General features: G+C 54.1%; 20 protein-coding genes. 10 read left to right on the top strand and 10 right to left on the bottom strand.

The genetic code is table 11. The features are described 5' to 3' along the window. The first annotated feature begins 4 nt into the window (after positions 1–4). The 4 genes from DWB63_RS04255 (at position 5) to DWB63_RS04240 (ending at position 3,799) form a co-directional block, all read left to right on the top strand. Entirely contained in the window at positions 5–451 is a 447-nt protein-coding gene (locus DWB63_RS04255) for a hypothetical protein (RefSeq protein ID WP_128327576.1), read from the top strand. 100 nt (positions 452–551) lie between these two features. Next, positions 552–1,790, top strand: coding sequence for a diaminopimelate decarboxylase (gene lysA, locus DWB63_RS04250; RefSeq protein WP_128327575.1), 1,239 nt, complete (start codon positions 552–554; stop codon positions 1,788–1,790). Between the two features lie 48 nt (positions 1,791–1,838). Next, positions 1,839–2,579, top strand: coding sequence for an RsmE family RNA methyltransferase (locus DWB63_RS04245; RefSeq protein ID WP_128327574.1), 741 nt, complete (start codon positions 1,839–1,841; stop codon positions 2,577–2,579). Continuing rightward, entirely contained in the window at positions 2,576–3,799 is a 1,224-nt protein-coding gene (locus DWB63_RS04240; protein WP_128327573.1) for a replication-associated recombination protein A, read from the top strand. The genes DWB63_RS04245 and DWB63_RS04240 overlap by 4 nt, the downstream gene beginning before the upstream one ends. Positions 3,800–3,858: 59 nt before the next feature. On the opposite strand, the gene DWB63_RS04235 is transcribed toward DWB63_RS04240, so the two are convergent. Further along, positions 3,859–5,139: a glycosyltransferase gene (locus tag DWB63_RS04235; protein ID WP_128327572.1), complete on the bottom strand. Its 1,281-nt coding sequence runs from the start codon at positions 5,137–5,139 to the stop codon at positions 3,859–3,861. Positions 5,140–5,143: 4 nt separating this feature from the next. Further along, positions 5,144–6,394 carry a glycosyltransferase family 9 protein gene (locus tag DWB63_RS04230; protein ID WP_128327571.1) on the bottom strand — a complete coding sequence of 417 codons (1,251 nt, stop codon included), beginning with the start codon at positions 6,392–6,394 and terminating at the stop codon, positions 5,144–5,146. 102 nt (positions 6,395–6,496) lie between these two features. Here DWB63_RS04230 and DWB63_RS04225 point away from each other — a divergent pair, with 102 nt between their 5' ends. From DWB63_RS04225 to DWB63_RS04200, 6 genes are all read left to right on the top strand, one after another. Beyond that, positions 6,497–7,174, top strand: a complete 678-nt coding sequence (locus DWB63_RS04225) for a bifunctional precorrin-2 dehydrogenase/sirohydrochlorin ferrochelatase (protein WP_128327570.1) — start codon at positions 6,497–6,499, stop codon at positions 7,172–7,174. Next, entirely contained in the window at positions 7,161–7,973 is an 813-nt protein-coding gene (gene ccsA / locus DWB63_RS04220; protein WP_128327569.1) for a cytochrome c biogenesis protein CcsA, read from the top strand. The genes DWB63_RS04225 and ccsA overlap by 14 nt, the downstream gene beginning before the upstream one ends. Then, positions 7,970–9,340 carry a glutamyl-tRNA reductase gene (hemA, locus tag DWB63_RS04215; protein ID WP_128327568.1) on the top strand — a complete coding sequence of 457 codons (1,371 nt, stop codon included), beginning with the start codon at positions 7,970–7,972 and terminating at the stop codon, positions 9,338–9,340. Before ccsA ends, hemA begins: the two co-directional genes overlap by 4 nt. Then, positions 9,340–9,687 carry a hypothetical protein gene (locus DWB63_RS04210; RefSeq protein ID WP_128327567.1) on the top strand — a complete coding sequence of 116 codons (348 nt, stop codon included), beginning with the start codon at positions 9,340–9,342 and terminating at the stop codon, positions 9,685–9,687. Before hemA ends, DWB63_RS04210 begins: the two co-directional genes overlap by 1 nt. Position 9,688: 1 nt before the next feature. Continuing rightward, positions 9,689–10,699 carry a tRNA lysidine(34) synthetase TilS gene (gene tilS, locus DWB63_RS04205; RefSeq protein WP_128327566.1) on the top strand — a complete coding sequence of 337 codons (1,011 nt, stop codon included), beginning with the start codon at positions 9,689–9,691 and terminating at the stop codon, positions 10,697–10,699. 94 nt (positions 10,700–10,793) lie between these two features. After that, on the top strand, positions 10,794–11,459 hold the full coding sequence (locus DWB63_RS04200) for an adenylate kinase (protein ID WP_128327565.1): 666 nt from the start codon (positions 10,794–10,796) through the stop codon (positions 11,457–11,459). A gap of 134 nt (positions 11,460–11,593) precedes the next feature. Here the strand turns inward: DWB63_RS04200 and secF are convergent, their stop codons facing one another. From secF to DWB63_RS04160, 8 genes are all read right to left on the bottom strand, one after another. Next, a complete protein-coding gene (gene secF / locus DWB63_RS04195) occupies positions 11,594–12,664 on the bottom strand; it encodes a protein translocase subunit SecF (protein ID WP_128327564.1) in 1,071 nt (356 codons plus the stop codon). A 10-nt stretch (positions 12,665–12,674) separates the two neighbouring features. Further along, positions 12,675–14,270, bottom strand: a complete 1,596-nt coding sequence (secD, locus tag DWB63_RS04190) for a protein translocase subunit SecD (RefSeq protein ID WP_128327563.1) — start codon at positions 14,268–14,270, stop codon at positions 12,675–12,677. Positions 14,271–14,398: 128 nt separating this feature from the next. Then, a complete protein-coding gene (yajC, locus tag DWB63_RS04185) occupies positions 14,399–14,749 on the bottom strand; it encodes a preprotein translocase subunit YajC (protein WP_128327562.1) in 351 nt (116 codons plus the stop codon). A gap of 41 nt (positions 14,750–14,790) precedes the next feature. Continuing rightward, positions 14,791–15,552, bottom strand: a complete 762-nt coding sequence (locus DWB63_RS04180) for a hypothetical protein (protein ID WP_128327561.1) — start codon at positions 15,550–15,552, stop codon at positions 14,791–14,793. Then, the gene (locus DWB63_RS04175; protein WP_128327560.1) at positions 15,553–16,650 is read right to left on the bottom strand and encodes a glutamine amidotransferase family protein; all 1,098 of its coding nucleotides are present in this window, start codon (positions 16,648–16,650) and stop codon (positions 15,553–15,555) included. A 142-nt stretch (positions 16,651–16,792) separates the two neighbouring features. Then, positions 16,793–18,079, bottom strand: a complete 1,287-nt coding sequence (locus DWB63_RS04170) for an FAD-dependent oxidoreductase (protein WP_128327559.1) — start codon at positions 18,077–18,079, stop codon at positions 16,793–16,795. A gap of 10 nt (positions 18,080–18,089) precedes the next feature. Next, entirely contained in the window at positions 18,090–18,536 is a 447-nt protein-coding gene (locus tag DWB63_RS04165; RefSeq protein ID WP_128327558.1) for a 4Fe-4S dicluster domain-containing protein, read from the bottom strand. 12 nt (positions 18,537–18,548) lie between these two features. Continuing rightward, positions 18,549–20,078 (bottom strand): glutamate synthase-related protein, encoded by a 1,530-nt coding sequence (locus DWB63_RS04160; RefSeq protein ID WP_128327557.1) that lies wholly within the window; start codon positions 20,076–20,078, stop codon positions 18,549–18,551. Positions 20,079–20,386: the final 308 nt, after the last annotated feature.

Below are 20,386 nucleotides of genomic sequence, written 5' to 3'. Positions count from 1 at the left end.
CCCCGTGTGCAAGCGTTTAGTCATCATCCCCCTGCTCTTTTTCGGTTTGGCCGTTGTGTCCGGTTGTGCTCTTGGTCGCAAGGAGTGGCCATCCGCAAACAAGAGCGAAGATACCTTTTCGCTCAACCTGATTGAGGGCGTCCGGCAAGATGATTGCCTGATGTTGCAGGTGGCGGTCAAAGGCGCTGTGCACCGTCTCTGGAGGGCCAGTGTACTGTACGAGGCCGTGGGCAGCGACGAAGGCCAAGGGTGTGCCGGTTGTCCGTTCGTGCCGCGTGAAGCCGTACATTTCACACGGGATCAAGAAGGATTCGTTATGCAAGGCAATATCTTGAAACTCAGCATCTGCGGGCTTGAACCTGGCACGGAATATCGATTCCGTGTGTCGGGGAAAAGCGAGTTGCCGACCATGCCCCTCAAATACACCGACGTCTATGAGGCTGCGCCGTAATTGTGTCCGATGCAATTTCCATATCATAAAAGTATTGGATTATACTTTTCATTACAGCGTAGTCGTCTCTATATATCACTTTCTAGGAGATTGACCCACCATGCATCATTTTGAACATCGCGACGGCGTACTGTTTGCTGAAGAACTGAGCGTCACCCAATTGGCCGAAACATACGGTACCCCGCTCTATATTTATTCCGCAGCCACCTTCAAACGGCATTATCAAGCCTTTGATTCCGCCTTCAAGGACCTGGATCACCTGACCTGTTTTTCGGTTAAAGCAAATTCCAATCTGTCGGTTCTCAAGTTGCTTGCCGAACAAGGGGCGGGCATGGATATCGTCTCTGGAGGAGAACTTTATCGCGCCCTGCGAGCAGGTGTGGATCCTTCCAGAATCGTTTACTCCGGTGTTGGCAAACGCGATTCGGAAATACGTGAAGCCCTGGAAGCCAGCATTCTCATGTTCAATGTGGAATCCGTGGCAGAACTGGAAAGAATCAATGCCGTTGCCGGGGAAATGGGAACCATCGCCCAGGTCGGCTTTCGCATCAATCCCAACGTGGACCCGCAGACCCATCCCTATATTTCGACGGGTATGCAGAAAAACAAATTCGGTCTGGATGTCGAACATTCGATGGAAGCTTACAAGATGGCTGCCGAGATGCCCAACGTGGAACCTATAGGCATGGATTGCCACATAGGCTCCCAACTGACCAGTATCTCGCCATTTCTGGAAGCTCTTGATATATTACTCTCTTTTTATGAAGAACTCATAAAAATCGGCATCAATATCAAATACCTTGATCTCGGTGGAGGCCTTGGTATCCCTTATGACGCCGAGGAACCGCCGCATCCCACCGAGTTCGGACAGGCCTTGAGCGAGAAACTCAAAGGGCTGCCCCTCAAAGTCATTCTGGAGCCTGGTCGCGTGATTGCCGGGAATGCTGGTATCATGGTCACCAAGGTGGTGTATACCAAGTCCAATCCCAGCAAGAACTTCCTGATTGTAGACGCTGGTATGAATGACCTGATTCGCCCCAGCCTTTACGGATCGTTCCATCGCATTGAAGAAGTGGAGCCGAAAGGTCGGGCGCCCAAGACTTTTGATGTGGTTGGTCCCATATGCGAATCAGGGGATTTCCTGGCTCGTGACCGGGAGTTGCCCGAGGTGAAGCAGACGGAGCGTCTTGTGCTCTACTCCGCCGGAGCCTATGGTTTCACCATGTCCTCCAATTACAACAGCCGACCTCGTGCCTGCGAGTTGCTCGTGGATGGAGACAAGGTCACTGTCGCCAGGAAACGCGAGACGTACGACGATCTCATAATCAACGAACTCTAGTCCAAAGGGCCGGAGGTTCTCCTTCGGCCCTTTTTTTCAGGTTAACTTATGTCGCGATTGAACTCATTTTTCCTGTCCCCGAACGAATGGCCCTGCAAGGCAGGCGATACCGTCTCCCTGAGCGGGGCCGAGGCTCGCCATATGGGTACCGTTCTCCGCACCGAAAAGGATCAGACAGTCAGACTGTTTGACGGCATGGGGCACGAGGGACTCTTCTCGGTTGTCGAAATATCGAAAAACCAGGCCAGGCTTGAAGCCCTTGAACTCAAGGCTCATCCTGTTCCGACTTCGGGTCTCACCCTGGCCATAGGTTGGGGCAAGTCCAAGAGACGCGGATTTCTCTTTGAAAAAGTAGTTGAGTTAAAGGGGCTTGGGGTTATCCTGTGGCAGGCCCTAAGGAGTCAGGGAAACGTTCCAAAGGATATAAAGGAGACGTGGACTGATAAATGCGTTCAAGCGGCGAAGCAATGCGGCAACCCGTTTATTCCTGTGTTGGAAACAGTGTCTGGTGGCATTGATTCCCTGATTGCCATGGCTGACCGATTCGACCACTGCTATTTGGCCTGGGAAGCTGAAGAGGCAATCACGCCATTGGCTCCACCAATGCTTTCCAAAGGCCCAACTCTTGTAGTAATCGGCCCTGAAGGCGGTTTTGATCCCAGCGAGGCCGAGAAATTGATTCAAGCCGGATTCATTCCGGTGACTCTCGGTAGCTCCATACTCCGATGGGAAACCGCTGCACTGTATTGTCTCAGTCTTGCTATGTATGGAATTCAGGATATACAATGAAGCTTGAAATTGAAGAAAATCAACCTCTTGCGGATAGAATTCGCCCAACAACGCTGGATGATTTCGTAGGGCAGGGTCATATTCGCAACCGGATAGAGGCCTTTACACAGTCTCGGCGCATGCCGAGCCTGCTGCTGTTCGGTCCGCCTGGTTGTGGCAAATCCACCCTGGCCATGCTCCTGGCCCAGTTGACCGGCAAAAAGTATCTTCGGGTCAGCGCTCCTGAAGCCGGGTTGACCGCCTTGCGCAAGATGCTGCCCGGTCAGGATATTCTCATTCTTGATGAGCTGCATCGATTCAGCAAGGCGCAGCAGGATTTTTTTCTGCCTATCCTGGAGAGCGGCGAAATCACCCTGCTCGCCACCACCACGGAGAACCCTTCCTTCAGTGTGACTCGTCAGTTGCTCTCTCGCTTGCACGTCCTTCGTCTTCGGCAGCTCAGTCGTGAGGAATTGATAGACGTGAGCATGCGTGGGGCCAGGGAGCTCGGAGTTGAACTGGAAGCGGACAGTCACAAGATGTTGGCGGCCATGGCTGGAGGTGACGCACGTACCCTGTTGAATCTGCTTGAATATTCCGCTGAATTGCCCAAAGAAAAGCGATGCCCTGAATGCCTGCGTGAATCATTGCCGGAAATATTGGTGCGCGGCGATCGCGACGGGGATTCGCATTATGAACTGGTGTCTGCTTTGATCAAATCCATTCGCGGCAGCGACCCTGATGCGGCCTTGTATTATCTGGCCTGCCTGCTTGAGAGCGGTGAGGATCCCCGTTTTGTCACACGCAGGCTGATAATATCGGCTTCGGAAGATGTCGGCTTGGGCGATTCCTCTGCTCTCAATCATGCCATGGCCTGCCATCAGGCTGTGGAAGCCATAGGAATGCCTGAGGGTTTTATCCCCATGGCGCAAACGGCCGTCTATCTTGCCCTGGCCCCGAAGAGCAATTCCACCTATGCCGCTTACAGGACTGCACAAAAAGAGGTCCGGGAAAACGGTCCCATGCCGGTGCCATTGCATCTGCGTAATGCCACCACTTCCCTACAGCGTGAATGGGGATATGGACGCGGTTATCTTTATCCGCACAATTTTCCCAAATCATGGGCTGATCAGGACTACCTGCCGAGCGAACTGGTTGGTCGGAAATTCTATCACCCCAAAGAACAGGGAGAAGAACTGAAACTCTTGTCCTGGATCAAACAGTTCAAACGCCAACGGTAAATTTATCAAAGAAAAGACCCATTTGAAAATTCAAGTGGGCCTTTTCTTTAACTGTTGCTTTAAGGAATCAGGTGTTTTTTTTTGTAGAGTTTCTGCCACTCATCCAAAAAGAGAATGGCCGTATCCAAATCCGATAATGTGCCCTGTTGTTGTCTGACTGCCCAGACAAGGTCTTCAAAGGAGACATCGTTGGGCAGGCTCAGTTTTCCAAGGAGATTACGGATATCCTTTTCAAGTTCCGGTGGAAAGTTGGTAGCAAAAACAGGAGAGACAGTCCTTTTCCTGGGCCAGGATTCAATGCGTTCCCTGGTGAAAGCGATAAGTGAGCGCATACGATGGACATATGTATGTTCCTTGAGGACCCGCTCTCTGCTCTTTTTTGCAATCTGTTCCCGCTCTTCGGGTCTGGATGCAAAATAGTCAATCTTATCGACAAGTTCCTCCATCGAAGTAAAGGTTGCCAATTCCTCTTCCGTAAACGCATCTTTCATGAGGGTACGCTTGTCCACCAACTGGAAGGCTCCGCAGGCAGCCAGTTCGAATGTACGCGGGTTGACGAAATCGCTCAACGTCACCAATTCATCGGTTTGAATGCTTGAATGCAGATTCAGGTTGATTTTGGTGGCGTTGAAAATTTTTACGCATTCTTCAGGGGTTACGCGTGCTCCCTTGAGCTGAACCAGAGGTTGGAGCACATGGTCGCCATCCCATTCATTGCCCCATATCTTGAAATCATGATTGATCAGTTCCCGGAAGGCCACTCTGCGGTTGGGGTACCCTGCTCCCATGAAGGAAACCTCGGAACCGAACTTGCGTTTTTCCACCGGGGTCAGGTCCATTGGCTTGTGAAAATCCGGTTGGGCGGCCAAGGGCAGATACAGGGCATTTGGTTGGCCTATTGTTGCAAGATCCTCGAATATTTTTCCTTTTTGGATGACGGCAAAAACATCATACATGGGAGCAAAGGATTTCCAGTAGGTAAAGAGATTGTAGTCCTCCACGAACCACATGGCCGTGGCTACCCCGTCACGGCGAAGCCGTTTGAGAGCCTGGTGGTTGAGCGGGGCCTGAGCCATGGCCAGGACCAGATCCGGCTCAAAGGTTTCCACCTTGGCCAGAATTGATTGGCTGACGACATTCAGATAGGAATTCCGCAAGTATTCCAAGCGGTCCGTGGTTACCTTCAGGTTGTTGAGCGAGTCATAGGCCGAGTAGAATTCCGGGGCCTCGAACACTTCTGCCAAGTGCCCGTCTTCGTTCAGGGCCGAAGCAACGTATCTCCCTATGGGAAGTGAGCCGCCGTAAAACGGCAACACCACAAGAATGCGTAATGTATTCATATTGTTATCCATGTATATCACCGGGCTTTTCAGGGGTCATCCAGTCCTTGTCCCTATACAGTTGTTGGGCAAAAAAATGTTCAAGCTCTGAAAACCCTTGTTCGCTTCCGCAGAGATGATGCCTGATGAAATTCCTGAGCGCAGTTCTTTGCTCGGCGTCCGCATCATCACCGGCAAAAGGCGTGTAAACCTGGCCTAATGCGTCAAAGGAGGAGTGGAATCCAAGGATTCCCGCAGGGGCATGTTCACTCTTTCCAGTAGCCAGAAAACGCATGAATGCCGGATCGCTGAATCCGTTCAGGCACTTGACGCCCTCATTGCAGGGGCTGACCTCAAGGCATGGCAGGCAGTCTGTCCTGGCCTGGAATACGGTGTGTCCCTCACCATAGGGGCCGGTTTCGAAGCACCAGGCCGAAGACAGGAAAAAAGCGGTAACCGGGGTGCCCAGGTGGGCGGCAAGATGCATGGTGCCTGTGTCGGGCGTCAGCAGCATGTCCAGGGAACCCACGGTACTGACAAGCTGTTGCCAGTTGGTCTGACCGGCCAGATTCTTGGTTCGGGATTGCAGCGATGCAGGCATTTCCTTCAATACGGTCTGCCCCGCCGGTCTTTCGGCCGCACTGCCAAGCAGGGTAATGCTGTCCGCCTTGGTCATGTTGACGGTGGTACCGATTATTTTTGCCAGAAGCGGCGCAGGCAAAGAACGTCGGGATTCCCGTCCGGCCAGCACCACCCCGATGCCGTCGCCTTTGGGGCGAGCCTTGGGGTTGACTTTTTCCGGCGAGATCATGTCCGAACAATAGCCGCCCCAGAAATCCACCAGATTCATGCCCAGCCGCCGGTAATTCGACCAGCGCATGGCCATGGCCGGCCATTTCCCGATCATCTCCTGGCCGTTGTTCCAGCCGTACCCCTTAACTCGATCCGGGTCGAACAGGGCAGCGAGCCGAAAGTTCAGCCCCGAGAAATTGAGGTTGTACACGGTGTCAAAGTCCCGGGCCGCCAGCAAGGCGAATGCCTGTCTGTTTTCCACCAGTATTTTCATGGCGGACTCAGGACCGCTCATCCCTGAGCCATGGGCCATGATCGGGTGCAGAACCACATCAGGATAAACAAGGCGTGCCAAAGGCTCCAGGGAAGCGTCGAGACATAGATGCACCTGTGTGTCCGGGCGGGCGGAAAGGGTCGCCAGCAGTCGCTTGGTCTGGATGAGGTCCCCGAAACGGGCAAGTTGTATGACAAGGTAGTTTTTCATGATAAGTGCGCGTGTCAAAATAGTAGCGTAATACCGGTGAATATTGCAAGAACCGGGCAATTTCCCATTTTACATGTTCCGTGGCATTGGTTATCAAGGCACATGCGATATTATCCCATCTTTGTGAACTTGGAAAACAAGCGGTGTCTCGTGGTCGGCGCAGGCGAGGTCGGCAAGCGGAAGATCCAGTCCCTGCTTGATTCCGGGGCGGATCATGTGACCATCATCGACACGCGTGAGGCCGATCCTGAGATGAATTTCATCCTGGCGCAGCCCAATGTGGTCTTCCAATGCCGCGAATTTCTGGATATCGACCTGGACGGGGTATTTCTGGTCATTGCCTGCACCTCTTCCGAAGAGGTCAATTGGCGTATCAGCAACCTTTGCGCCGAGCGCGGAATTCTGTGCAATATTGTTGATCAGCCGGAGAAGTGCAGCTTCATCGTTCCGGCCACGGTCAAACGCGGCGACCTGACCGTTGCCATCTCCACCGCCGGACAGAGTCCTGCCATGGCAAAGCGTATCCGCAAGGATTTGCAGGAGAGTTTCGGTGACGAATATGCCCATTTACTCACAGTCATGGGTCGCATCCGTCCGCTCATGCTCGGACTCGGCCTGGGGACATGCGATAATACCGCCGTATTCAGGAGGCTGGCCAATTCCGAACTTTTGGCGTCAATAAAGAGTCGCGACCTTGACGTGTCCATGGAAATACTTAAAGAATCGTTGCCCGAACCATTGCACGACAATATCCCGGAGTTGCTAGATGGGCTTGTTTGATACGCTCCATATATTCATTCTCGCACTGTACGCTCTCGGTACGGTGTTGTTCCTGACTGGTATATCCACGGACAATGGTCGGTTGAAACGGATTGCCATCTATTTTGCCGTCCTCGGCTTTTTTCTCAACACCGTTGACCTGGCTTTCATCATCAACCGCGACCCGGCCGCATTGAGTGGAGGAACGTTCTATCTGAACATCCTCGGCTGGTGCGTTTTGGCCCTGTACTTCTTTCTGTGGTGGCGGTTGCGGCTTGAATTCCTGGCCATCACCGCCCTGCCCTTCGCCTTGCTGCTGTTCGTGGCTTCCATGGCCATCGGCGGCATCCGGGTGATAATGCCTCCGCAGTTGACTCTGCTCTTTTTCGGGCTGCATATCGGCTCGCTGGTCCTGACTCTGGTCGTACTCATGATGGCGTTCGGGGCAGGCCTGGCCTTTATTTATTATAATCGAAAACTCAAGACCAAGGCCGGTTTGACCAGCATGGGGCACGGCATTCCGTCTTTAGATAAATTTGATTCGGTGAACCGGTGGGCCGTTGCCCTTGGCTTTCCCCTGTATACGCTCGGACTCTTCTCTACATTTTTCTGGTATCTTATTGCACCCAATAAACAATTTGCCTGGGACATCATGAAGATCGGGTCTCTGGCGGTCTGGTTTCTTTATGCATTTCTTTTCCATCAACGTATCGTCCTCGGTTGGCGCGGCCGCAAACCCGCCATTCTGGCCATCTGGGTTTTTGCCGGGATGTGCGTCTCACTTATCCATCACAGCATTACCTTCAAGGCCATGCCATGAATAGACAGATCATACTCATAGGCCTCAACCACCGTACTGCCGGTGTGGACATACGTGAAAAATTCGCCCTGACCGATGTGGATAATTTCGAACAGGGCTTACTGGCCCACTGTCCGGTCCTTGAATGTATGGCGCTTTCGACCTGCAATAGGGTTGAAATCGTTGCCGTGGCCAAACGTACTCCCAACCGTGAAGTCATGGATTCCATAATCGAATATTGGGCCAGTGTCTGCAAGGGTGCCCCCGAACTTTTGGTGGACAATATTTACCAATACACCAACATCCAGGCCGTGAAGCACCTTTTCACTGTTGCCAGCAGCTTGGATTCCATGGTCATGGGCGAGCCTCAAATTCTGGGCCAGCTCAAGGATGCCTATCGCTCTGCAGTTGAACATGGAACCGCCAAGACGATAGTAAGCCGCTTGCTTCACAAGTCTTTTTCCGTGGCAAAACGAATCCGCACGGAAACGGCCATTGCCTCCAGCGCAGTCTCTATCAGTTATGCCGCTGTGGAACTGGCCCGCAAGATATTCGGAGATCTGCACGGCACCAAGGCCATGCTCGTCGGAGCCGGTGAAATGGCTGAATTGGCTGCCACACACCTGCTCAGAAATGGTGTTGAAGATATCATCATTGCCAACCGGACCCTGTCCCGCGCCAAGGAATTGGCCGACACCCTGGGGGGCGAACCCATCCAGATCGAAAACTTGTCCGATCGGTTGCATGAAGTTGATATCGTCATCAGTTCCACCGGTTCTCCGGTGGCCGTGATCAAGGCCAAGGACGTCAAAACCGTTCTCAAGAAACGCAAGAACAAGCCCATGTTTTTTATCGACATCGCGGTGCCCCGCGATATCGATCCCGACGTCAATGCCCTCGACAACGTCTATCTCTACGATATCGATGACCTCAAGGAGGTGGTCGAGGACAACATGGCCCAGCGGCAGGAAGAGGCCACCAAGGCCCACGCTGTTGTGGAATTGGAGACGGAGACCTTTGGGAACTGGCTCAATTCCCTGAGCCTTCAGCCCACCATTGTGGATTTGGTGGACAAGGCGGAAGATGTGGCCATGCGCGAATTGAACAAAACCTTGAAAAAAATCGGCATGGTTGATGAGTCTACTCGCAACTCACTTGAAACGTTGGTTCTTTCTGTTGCCCGTAAGTCTTTGCATGAGCCTATCTGTTTTTTGAAACGTCGGACTCAGGAAGAAGGCTCGGCTGAACGTTTCATTGATTTGGCCCGGCGCATGTTCAATCTGGACGAAGAATCCATCCCGGACACAGCCCATCTGGATCGCAAGTCGGCAGCCTGTACTCCCGAAGATGTCGAGCAGCTCATCAATGCGTCAAAAAAGGAACAATAATGCGTAGTTATCTTATTGAGGATCTGGTCGACAAAGACTACAAAACCATTCTCTCGGCTTTTGACGAACTTGGCCTCAAAGGCCCTCTGGATGGTATTTATTATTTACCCATGCCGTCAGAGCTGCTTCAGAGTGAACAGCAGGCGCATCTGGATGAGTGTGGTCCCTATTTCATGGCCCTTGAGGGCATTGAATCGCCGGACGACAACCGTCTTATGCTGGAATTGCTCGTACGCGGCAGGAACAAGATTCGATGCTCCTGCGTCACTTACGCCACCGCCGCCCAACGCAAGCATATGATCGAATATCTTGACCAGTTCATCGAGGAGCTGGAAATTTCCGTGTAATATGAACAGCACTCCCTGCAACATTCCGCAATCCTTGCAGGACCTGCTCCCTAAATGGGCGCATTTCTGTCTTTACGTAGAAAAATTCATTACAGAGGAACTGGGGATCGACCTGTCCGGAAAACGGATTTTGGTTGGTCTATCTGGTGGCGTGGATTCGACCGCCCTGTTGTGTGTACTGCATTACCTTTCGCAACGGGCCGGTTTCCATGTTCTGGCAACGCATCTCAATCACGGGTTGCGGCCCGAAGCCACTCAGGACGCTATCTGGGTCAAGTCTCTATGCGATACGCTCGGCGTTGAATGTCATGTGGCGGCGCAGGACGTCAGCAGATTGGCGCAGAAGCAGGCCGTTGGCATCGAAGAGGCTGGACGGAATGCGAGATACGCTTTGTATGCGGACGTCTGTATGGAGAATGGTGCCGATTACGTCGCTCTGGGCCATCAACTGGACGATCTGAGCGAAGACGTGCTCATGCGCCTCATCCGCGGCACGGGTTGGCCCGGCCTGTCAGGCATGGCCGGCTACGACCCTGACCGCGCCCTTGTTCGTCCTTTGCTGATGATTCCCAAATCCACCCTGATCGCCTTTGTCACGCATTTGGGTATCGTCTGGAGGGAAGACCACACCAATACCGACCTGAACATGACACGGAATCGTGTCAGGAATGAGATCCTTCCGCTTATTCAAAGGGAAAATCCGAATTTCTGGCAATCCGTGGCTCGGTTATGGAAAATTGGCCGGATTGAAACTGATTACTGGGATGTTGCTACCGCTGACACGACAGAGTGTTTGGAAAACGACCGACTGCAAAAACTCCATAAGGCATGCAGGCTTCGCCTCTACAAGGCCTGTCTGGACACGTTTGGTCCGGGGCAGGTGTTGGCAGAAACCCTGTTCAAGCTCGATGAGGCCTGGCAGGACAAACGGGTGGGAACGGTCTTCCAATTTCCGGGGGACAAAACCGCTTCGGTTACTGCTTCGGGTGTGCTTTTCAAGGGCACCCATTGACTTCCGGGATTTCCCGGTATAATACATGTGATCTTTTGCACAATGTCCCAAAATGCCACTCTGGCATTTTGCTTTTTCATCATCAGGAGGAAATATGAATATTCTGATTTTCGGCCCCAACGGCTCCGGTAAAGGCACCCAGGGTACCCTGGCTAAAGACAAATACGGTCTGGATCACATCGAATCCGGCGCCATTTTCCGCAAGCACATCGGTGGCGGCACCGAACTCGGCATGAAAGCCAAGGAATTCATCAACAAGGGTGAACTGGTTCCTGATGACATCACCATCCCCATGGTTCTTGACGTTCTGGCCAGCTCCAAGAACGGCTGGCTGCTCGACGGTTTCCCCCGCTCCCTGGTTCAGGGTGAAAAGCTGTGGGAAGCCCTGCAGAAAGACGGCGTGAAGCTCGACTACGTCATCGAAATCAAGCTGCCCCGTGAAATCGCCAAGGGTCGCATCATGGGCCGTCGTCTGTGTGAAAACAATCCCAACCACCCCAACAACGTCGGTATCCCTGTCATCGCTCCTGACGGCGACAAGTGCCGCGTCTGTGGCGGAGCCCTGTCCGCCCGCGACGACGACCAGGACGAAGGCGCCATCGACGTGCGCCACAACATCTACTACGATGAAGAGACCGGAACCATGGCCGCATGCAACTTCTACAAGAACATGAAGGACGGCGGCTTCAAATACATCGAGCTTGATGGTGAAGATTCCATCACCGCCATCAAAGAATACCTGATGACACAGCTCGTCTAGTTCAGTATTCATACAGAATGTTCAAAGTCCCTCCGGCTGATGCCGGAGGGACTTTTCTTGTGCCGGTTGAAGGGCCAGTAAAAAGGGGAGGACCGAATGGCCCTCCCCTTCTGATTCAATATCCGTTCAGTCGACTAGGCTTCGACTTTTTCCTTCTCGGGAAGAACGCTGGGACCGAATCCAAGGAGGATCGGGCTGGCAACGAAGATGGAGGAATAGGTACCCACGCCCACACCGATGAGCAGGGCCAGGGCGAAGTCGTGGATGACGGAACCGCCCAGGACGAACAGACAGAACACGACCATCAGGGTCGTGGCCGAGGTCATGATCGTGCGAGACAGGGTCTGGTTCACGGACATGTTGATTATCGCGGCAAACGAGGAGTTGGCTCTGCGGGCGAGCGTGTTTTCGCGGATACGGTCGAACACGATGATGGTGTCGTTGAGCGAGTAACCGATGATCGTCAGCAGGGCCGCAATGATGGTCAGGTCGAATTCCTTGCCCAGAATGGAGAAGATGCCCACCGTGATGATCACGTCGTGAATCAGGGCGACCACTGCGCCAAGGGCGTAGTTGAGTTTGAGGTACCAGCACAATCCCACGGTGATGACCAGGGCCGCGATGATCAGCCAGCCCATCTCCAGGCCAAGCAGGCCGATGCCGTATACTCCGCCTGCCAGGGCGGCAGCCATGATGGCGGCCACGGTCCACCGCTGTTCAAAGCGGCCGGAGATATACACGGCTATGAGCAGAACCGCGTAGAACAGCGCCTCAAGCGCTTTTGAGCGCAAATCCGCACCGACCTTGGGGCCGACCATTTCAAGCCGCTGTATGTCGAATTTCGCACCGTCCAGATTGGACGAGAGCGCCTCCGTCACCTTTGCCCGGACATCTTCGGAAGAGATGTTCGAACTGGAGGTACGGATCATGTATTCATGGTCCCCGTCCAGGCCGAGGGTCTGCACGACAAGGCCGGGCAGATCCACGCCGCGAACAGCGTCTTTGACCACGTCGATGTTGGTGTCTTTGTCGATCTTCACCTGGACGATCATGCCGCCGGCGAAATCGATGCCGTATTTGGGGCCGCCCTTGATGACAAGGGAGCCGAGGCCGATCAGAATGATGATAGCCGAAGCAAGGTAGGCGATCTTCCTGAGGCCGATGAAGTCGATTTTAGTATCGGGTTTGATTATTTGCAGTCCCATGATCGTCTCCCTAAATGCTCAGTTTCGCGTTGTCTGCGCGGCTTTTTAAATACAGGTCGAACAGAATGCGCGACACGAAGATGGCCGTGAACATGGAAGTGATGATGCCGAGCGTCAGGGTGACGGCAAATCCGCGAACCGGTCCGGTACCGAACTGGTAGAGGATGACGGCTGCAATGATCGTTGTCACGTTGGCGTCAAGAATGGTCAGGGTTGCCCTGCCATAGCCTTCCGATACGGCCTGGGTGGCGGACAAGCCGCGCCGCAGTTCCTCCCGGATACGCTCGAAGATGATCACGTTGGCGTCAACGGCCATACCGATAGTCAAAATGATACCCGCGATGCCCGGCAAGGTCAGTGTGGCTCCGAATGCGGCCAGACCGGCCATGATGAGCATGATGTTGATGCACAGCACCACATCAGCCACTAAACCGGCAAAGCCGTAGTAGACAACCATGAAAAGGAGCACTGCTGCCATGCCGATGAGCGCGGACAAGATGCCGTTGTCGATGGATTCCTGTCCGAGGGACGGACCGACCGATCGCTGTTCCAGGATGTCCACGGGGGCTGGAAGGGAACCGGCGCGAAGTACGACAGCCAGGTCGCGGGCTTCCTCGCGGGTGAACTGCCCTGTGATGGAAGCGCGGCCGCCGGAGATGCGCTCACGAATGGCCGGTGCGGAATAGACCTTGCCGTCCAGAACGATAGCCATGCGCTTGTTCACGTTTTCACCTGTCAGGTTGGTGAAAATGGCTCCGCCGCGTGTGTTGAAGGTCATGGAAACATAAGGGGTATTCCACTGGTCCAGCAGCACCTTTGCGTCGGTCACGTATTCGCCTGTCAGCACCGAGTCCTTTTTAAGGACAATAGGCGTTTCCCCATATTTGCCGTTTGGCAGCTTATGAAGGATGACCGAGAGTTCACGGCCGGGGGCGAGAATGCCCTGTTGGGCCTTCTTCACGTCAGCCGTATCATCCACCATCTTGAATTCGAGGTGGGCGGTCTGGCCGATGATCTTGATGGCCCGTTCCGGGTCTTGCAGGCCGGGCAGCTGCACCTGAATGCGATTGCCCTGCTGCTTGCGGATGTCAGGCTCGGCAACACCGAACTGGTCGATCCTGTTGCGGATGGTCTTGATGGCCTGTTCCATGGTCAGCTTTTCGATATCGCTGCGGTACTGCGGTGAAATGGACAGGATGTATTTTTCCTTGCCGCCGTCGAGAGGGTTGCTCTCTTCCACGGAAAACTGCGAAAAATCTTTGATGATCCCTTCAAATGCTTCCTTTTGTTCACTCTTGAGAAGCACGACTTCTATCTGGGATTCATTGAGTACTGTCGGACGCAGGACAAAGACTTCCTGGTCGCGGGAAGCGGCTTTGAGGTCGTCGCCCAACCGAGCGAGATTGTTGTCCATGGCGGTGACCATGTCGACTCCGAGAGTCAGATAGATGCCGCCCTTGAGATCAAGACCGAGACTGACGGAGTCGCCCGGCAGGAACTTGCCGAGTGCCGATTCCTTGACTCCGGGCAGGGACGGCAGCATGTAAGCCAGTCCCGTGGCCAGGACGATGAGAGCAATTATGGCTCTCCAACGCAAACTTTGCATGAAAACTCCCTTAATACGAACTGGTTGCTACCTGCCTGAAACTTTCATTGATAAACACAAACGCGGATCGGGCCACCATATGGATGTGGTCCGATCCGCACGGAAGTTTCAGGTACTGGTGCAAAAACCTACTTCTTGCCAGCTGCGGATGCGCCGCCATCCTTGTCGGCAACGAAACCGCGCTTGATCACGACGTTGACGCCTGCAGCGATCTCGATGGTGAGATTGTCGCCATCAATATTCACGATGGTTCCGAGGATGCCGCCGTTGGTCCAAACCTTGTCACCCTTTTGGAGGGCTTCGAGCATGGCCTTGTGGGTCTTTTGCTTTTTCTGCTGCGGGCGGATGAGCAGGAAATAGAAAATGGCGAACATCAGGACCAGCATCGGCAGCGGACCGCCGAGAATGCCGCTCAGGCCACCTGCTTCACCGCCACCGGAAGGTGGAGCCATTGCGTAGGCTACAGAATCGAAGAACATAGGTTCCTCCAAGAGTGTTAGTGTTGTATCTTACCCGCCGTCTAGCAATGAACGTAGAGATTGCCATATGGTCGGTGCGAAAACGGACGAATTTTCACGAAGTTCTCGCTTAAAATTGCCTTGCTGTCCAGCTTCAATTCTCTGGCGTACTCGTTGACCAAGGCCTCGATGGCCTTGATATCTTCCGAATCAACAGGGGTGGCAGTCAAACCTGGACCAAGCTGAACTTCGGGGATATCGCCACGAACGTAGATTACGCCACCGTGCATGCCAGTCCCGAGACTCCGTCCCGCGATAGGCGCATCAGGCTTATCAGAAAACATACCCAAGAGCAAAATAATTCCGCCAGCCATGTATTCTCCGAGGAAGTCCCCGGCCTTGCCTCCGACCACGATTTTGGGTTGGTGGTCGAGATAGGCTTTCATGTGTATGCCGACTCGGTAGCCGACGTCGCCCTTGATGAATATTTCGCCGCCGCGCATGGCGTACCCGATGACATCACCGGCTATGCCGTCAATGATCACCCGGCCGTCATCCATGGTGTTGCCCACGCCGTCCTGGGCGTTATTATGGATATGCACTCTGGGACCACGCATGAACGCGCCCAGATCCTGACCCGGGACACCATAGATGTCAAAAGTCAAATCCCCATCCAGAGCCGTGGCAATATAGCGTTGGCCGTTGCACTCCTTGATGGTGAAATCGGTCACACCCTCTTTTACAAGCGCCCGAATTTCTTCATTGAACTGCTTGTAATATGTCCGCCCTGCCGTGAGGGTCTTCTTTATTCTCTTTGCTGCCATCTAATCCTCCAGATCCACGATGACGGGTTCGCCCGCTTTGGGCATCCAGACGCGGTCCAACTCCGGACACACGTCGCGCACGGCCGATTCCTCGCTCGACATAAAAACCATGTCGTCCTTCTCGGCCACCAGCAGCGGCCTGAGCTTGATTCGGTCGTTGAGTCCCATGAGCCGGGTGTTGTCCGCCACCAGAATGGCGAAGGGACCGTTGAGCATGGCCGGGCCGTAGGTGGCGCGCAGCGTGGTGTAGAGTTCCTTGTCGTCATCGTCCATGCGCTCGATCTCATCCCAAAACGGCGGCGCAAAGCATTTGGCTGCCATTTCCCAGGAAAGTCCATGCTTGCGAATGAGCATGTCCAGTTCGTAGGCCACGACCTCGGTGTCGGTCATCATGGTGCACAGGTAATCGTGTTCGCACAAATAGCGACGGTTGATGCCGTAAGAGGAGATCTCGCCGTTATGCACGATGGACCAGTTCAGGATGGTGAAGGGATGCGCCCCGCCCCACCAGCCCGGGGTATTGGTGGGGAAGCGGTTGTGGCCGGTCCAGATGTACGCCTTGTATTCTTCAAGGCGGAAGAAGTCGGCGATGTCCTCAGGGAACCCCACGCCCTTGAAGGCCCCCATGTTTTTGCCGGAGGAAACCACGAAGGCGCCGGAAACCGCGGTATTGATTTTCATGACCACGGCCACGATGTAGTCCTCTTCCGGCAGCTCCCAGAATTCGTTATCCGGCTTTTCGGGTACGGTCACAAAATACCGGTTGAATTTCGGCGGATTGGGGATGGCCAAAGTCCGGCGGGTGGGAATGGGCTCGTAAAAATGCAAGTCGAAGTACGTCTTGATCATTTCCTCGGAGCCCTTGATGGACGCATCATCGTCGCACATCATGTGAAAACAGTATTTTTCTGCGTGATCCGGGTAAATGCCATAGGCCGCAAATCCGCCGCCCAGGCCGTTACCCCGATCATGCATACAGGCCATTGCCTGGATGGGCATGTCCCCGGGGATCAGCCCCCGCTTCTTGTGGATGACGCCGAATATTCCGCAACCGGAGATATCCTTTTCGAAATCATAATATCTGTCAGGTGCTTTCATTGCATTTTCCTTGTATGAGGCTGTTCAAAAATATGCGAGTGCGAGGCGCGAAAAAGAGGCAAGGCCGAAGCGTATTCCTCGTACGTGAGGATTTGTCTCTTTTGAGCAACGAAGCAATCGTGTGTTTTTCAACAGACTCCTCTTAGTCGGGTTCCACGACGCCGGGGTTCCATGTTTCCTTGAAGAAATCGTCCGGCCACATGAGCACGTCAGGCTCACCTGCCATGATCTGCTTCTTGGCGTCTTCCGGGACTGCCATCTGGAACTTGACGAATGCCGTATACATGCCGGCCATATCGATATCGCCGACCAACACGTAACCCACGAGCCGGTCGTTCTGGAAAACGAGCTTGCGGTAGCTTTTTTTCTTCTCGTCCAGGGCTGCGGCGATCTCGAAGGAGTCGTCGCCTTCTGGCGGATTGACGGTTCCCACGGAGATGGTGGGCAGTCCATAGAAGGAAATGGAATTCATGGACAGGGAACCGGTGTACCGGATATCCGCGCCGGCCATGTTCTTGCCGGCACAGAATCCCTGGTTGTAGGCATTGGTCCAGATGGGGATGACGCGGTCTTCGCCGAACAGCAGGTCCTTGGCCTGGGCCACGTCTCCTGCCGCGAATACGCTGTCGGCGCTGGTGTGCATGTGCTCATCGACCTTTATCCCGCGATCCACTTCAATGCCGGATTCCTTGGCGAGGTTGTAGTTGGGCACGACACCGATGGCGATGACCACGACATCGCATTGCAGGAAATCACCGTCCGTCAGGTGCACGCCCTTGAGGTTGCCCTCGGCGTCACGCTGAATTTCCTTGGCGGAAACGCCACAACGGACGTTAAGGCCCACCTCGGCAAGACGGCCTCCGGCCAGGGAAGCCGCGTTCTCGTCGAAGGCCAGGCTCAGGATGCGCGGGGAGAGTTCCAGGATAGTCACATCCACACCACGGTCGAACAGGGATTCGCCTGCCTTGAGACCGATGAGCCCGCCACCGATGACCACTGCCCTTTTTATATCCTTGGCCTTGGAAATGAGGGTTTGTGCGTGTGCGAGATTGGTAAAGTTGTACACATCCGATCCGTCGGCCCCCGGAATGGGCGGCGTAAATGGAATACCGCCAGTGGCGATGAGCAGATGCTCGAACGCCACGGTCTCGCCTTTGTCGGTGGATACGGTCTTGGCCTTGGCATCGATACCGGTGACCTTGGTGCCGAGCATCAACGAGACATTGCTTTTCTCAAAGAATTCCTGAGGCCTGAGAGCCAGACGGTCCGGCCCGATCTTGCCTGCCAGCAGGTAGGATATCAATGGACGGCCATAGGCAGGGGAATCTTCTGCCCCGATGATCAATATTTCGTTTTCGGTGTCGACCTTGCGGATGCCTTCGATGGCTCCGATGGAAGCAATGCCGTTGCCGATGATGACGTATTTCATGCTCTGCTCCCTACCGTTCCTCGAATTTCAACGCAGCGTTGGGACAGGCAGCCACGCAGGCCGGTCCCTCTTCGCGTCCTTCGCACAGGTCGCACTTGACGATTTTGCTCTCGATCGGATGCCGTTTTATCGCCCCGTATGGACAGGCCATAAGGCAGGACCAACATCCCACGCACTTGTTGCGGTCATAGACCGTGCGGCCGGTTTCGGGATCCTTGTACAATCCGCCGGAGATGCAGGCAGCCACACAGGAAGGCTCGTCGCAATGACGGCAACTGATGGCGACACAGGTATCACCCTTTTCAAAGACCTTCTTGCAGGCGGACAGGCCGTCCTTTCCCCGCTCTTCGCGGTAGGCCAATATCAGATCCTTGGATTTGGAATGGGCAGTGATGCACGCCAACTCGCAGAGATGGCAGCCGATACAGTATTCTTTATCCGGATAGACTCTTTTCATATCGCCCTCCGCTTAGCGTCCGGCATGTTTGATGCCGAGGATGTCGAGTTCAGTGTCGGATATGCCCACGCCGCGCAGCTTGTCGCGGTTGCCGCGAAGAGACTCGATGGAGTTCAGCCCCATGCCTCCGAGCATTTCCTCAATTTCATGGCCCCAGGCCCGGATGAGATTGGCCAGTTTTTTGGCTGCGATATCCGGATTCTGGCGTTTGGACAGCTTGGGATCGTTGGTGGCGATGCCCCACGGACATTTGCCGGTGTAACACCGACCGCATATGGTACAGCCCACGGCGATCAGGGTGGCCGTTCCGATGTACACAGCGTCCGCCCCCAGGGCGATGGCCTTGATGACGTCGCCGGAACAACGGATGCCGCCGGCAGCGACCACGGAGACGTTGTTCCGGATGCCCTCGTCGCGTAAACGCTGATCCACCTGGGCAAGGGCCAGTTCGATGGGAATGCCCACGTTGTCACGGATCATGGCCGGAGCCGCACCCGTTCCGCCGCGCATACCGTCAATGGTGATGATGTCCGCACCGGCCCGGGCAATGCCCGAAGCTATGGCGGCCACGTTGTGCACGGCAGCGATCTTGACCGATACCGGGGCCTTGTATTCAGAGGCCTCCTTCAGCGCGTATATGAGCTGAAGCAGGTCTTCAATGGAATAGATATCATGGTGCGGTGCCGGAGAAATGGCATCGGAACCGATGGGAACCATCCGGGTCTCGGACACCTTGTCGTTGATCTTTTCGCCGGGCAGATGGCCGCCGATGCCGGGCTTTGCACCCTGCCCCACCTTGATTTCGATACCTGCACCAGCCTGAAGGTAGTCGCGATGCACCCCGAAACGACCGGACGCCACCTGAACGATGGTGTTGGCGCCGTATTTATATAATGACTTGTGCAGACCGCCTTCACCTGTGTTGTAATAGGTGCCGGTTTCCGTGGCTGCACGGGCCATTGCCCGATGGAGATTGAAATTGATGGCACCGAAGCTCATGGCCGCGAACATGATCGGAACATCAAGCTCAAGTTGCGGAGTCAGTTTGGTTTTCAGTTTCGGTTTGCCGGTCTTCTTGTCCGTGACGATGTCCAATTTTCGCGGTTTGGCACCAAGAAAGGTCTTGAGCTCCATCGGCTCGCGCAGAGGGTCGATGGACGGATTGGTCACCTGGCTGGCATCAAGCAGGATATGGTCCCAGTAAACCGGGATATCCACAGGTGAACCCATGCCTGCCAGAAGAACGCCGCCAGTATCCGCCTGTTTGTAAATGTTCTGCAGGAACACGGGACGCCACAGCTTGTTTGTCCTGAAGTCAGACGGCTTGTTGACGATATTCAGGGCGGCTGTGGGACACAGGGCTTCGCAGCGGTGGCAGCCGATGCACTTGGTATTGTCGTGCATGACTTTTTGCCGGGCTTCATCCCAAAAATGAGCTTCATACGAGCACTGACGGACACAGACCTTGCAGTTTATGCACAGGTCGGAGTCCCGCTCGATGCAAAACTCATGGTAGTTCTTGTTGATGGGCTGAAAAAGCAAGACAGGTAACCTCTTTCGTTTGTTGCCAAAAAAGTCATCTTGAGAACAAGATGGATGGAGCAGGCCTCCGAAACTTTCACAATTCAGTCAATAACACCGAACAACAAAGGGGAAACACCAAAGCACAGGACTGCATATCCTGTCAAGAAAACTGTTAACTTACTGAATTTACAGTACTTGTATATATTTGGAAATACTATCGAACCATATTGAAATTGTATGGATCACCCTTGTTGCCAATTATGTAGTATGCATGTGTTGCGCATTCGCTTTCAGCTTGACTTTGTCACTGGTTAAGACTAATGAAT

The sequence above is a fragment of the Pseudodesulfovibrio sp. S3 genome, from assembly GCF_004025585.1.
In the GTDB taxonomy this organism is placed as follows: domain Bacteria; phylum Desulfobacterota; class Desulfovibrionia; order Desulfovibrionales; family Desulfovibrionaceae; genus Pseudodesulfovibrio.
The sequence above is the reverse complement of the archived record's forward strand: the minus strand, read 5'-3'. Positions and strand labels throughout refer to the sequence as shown.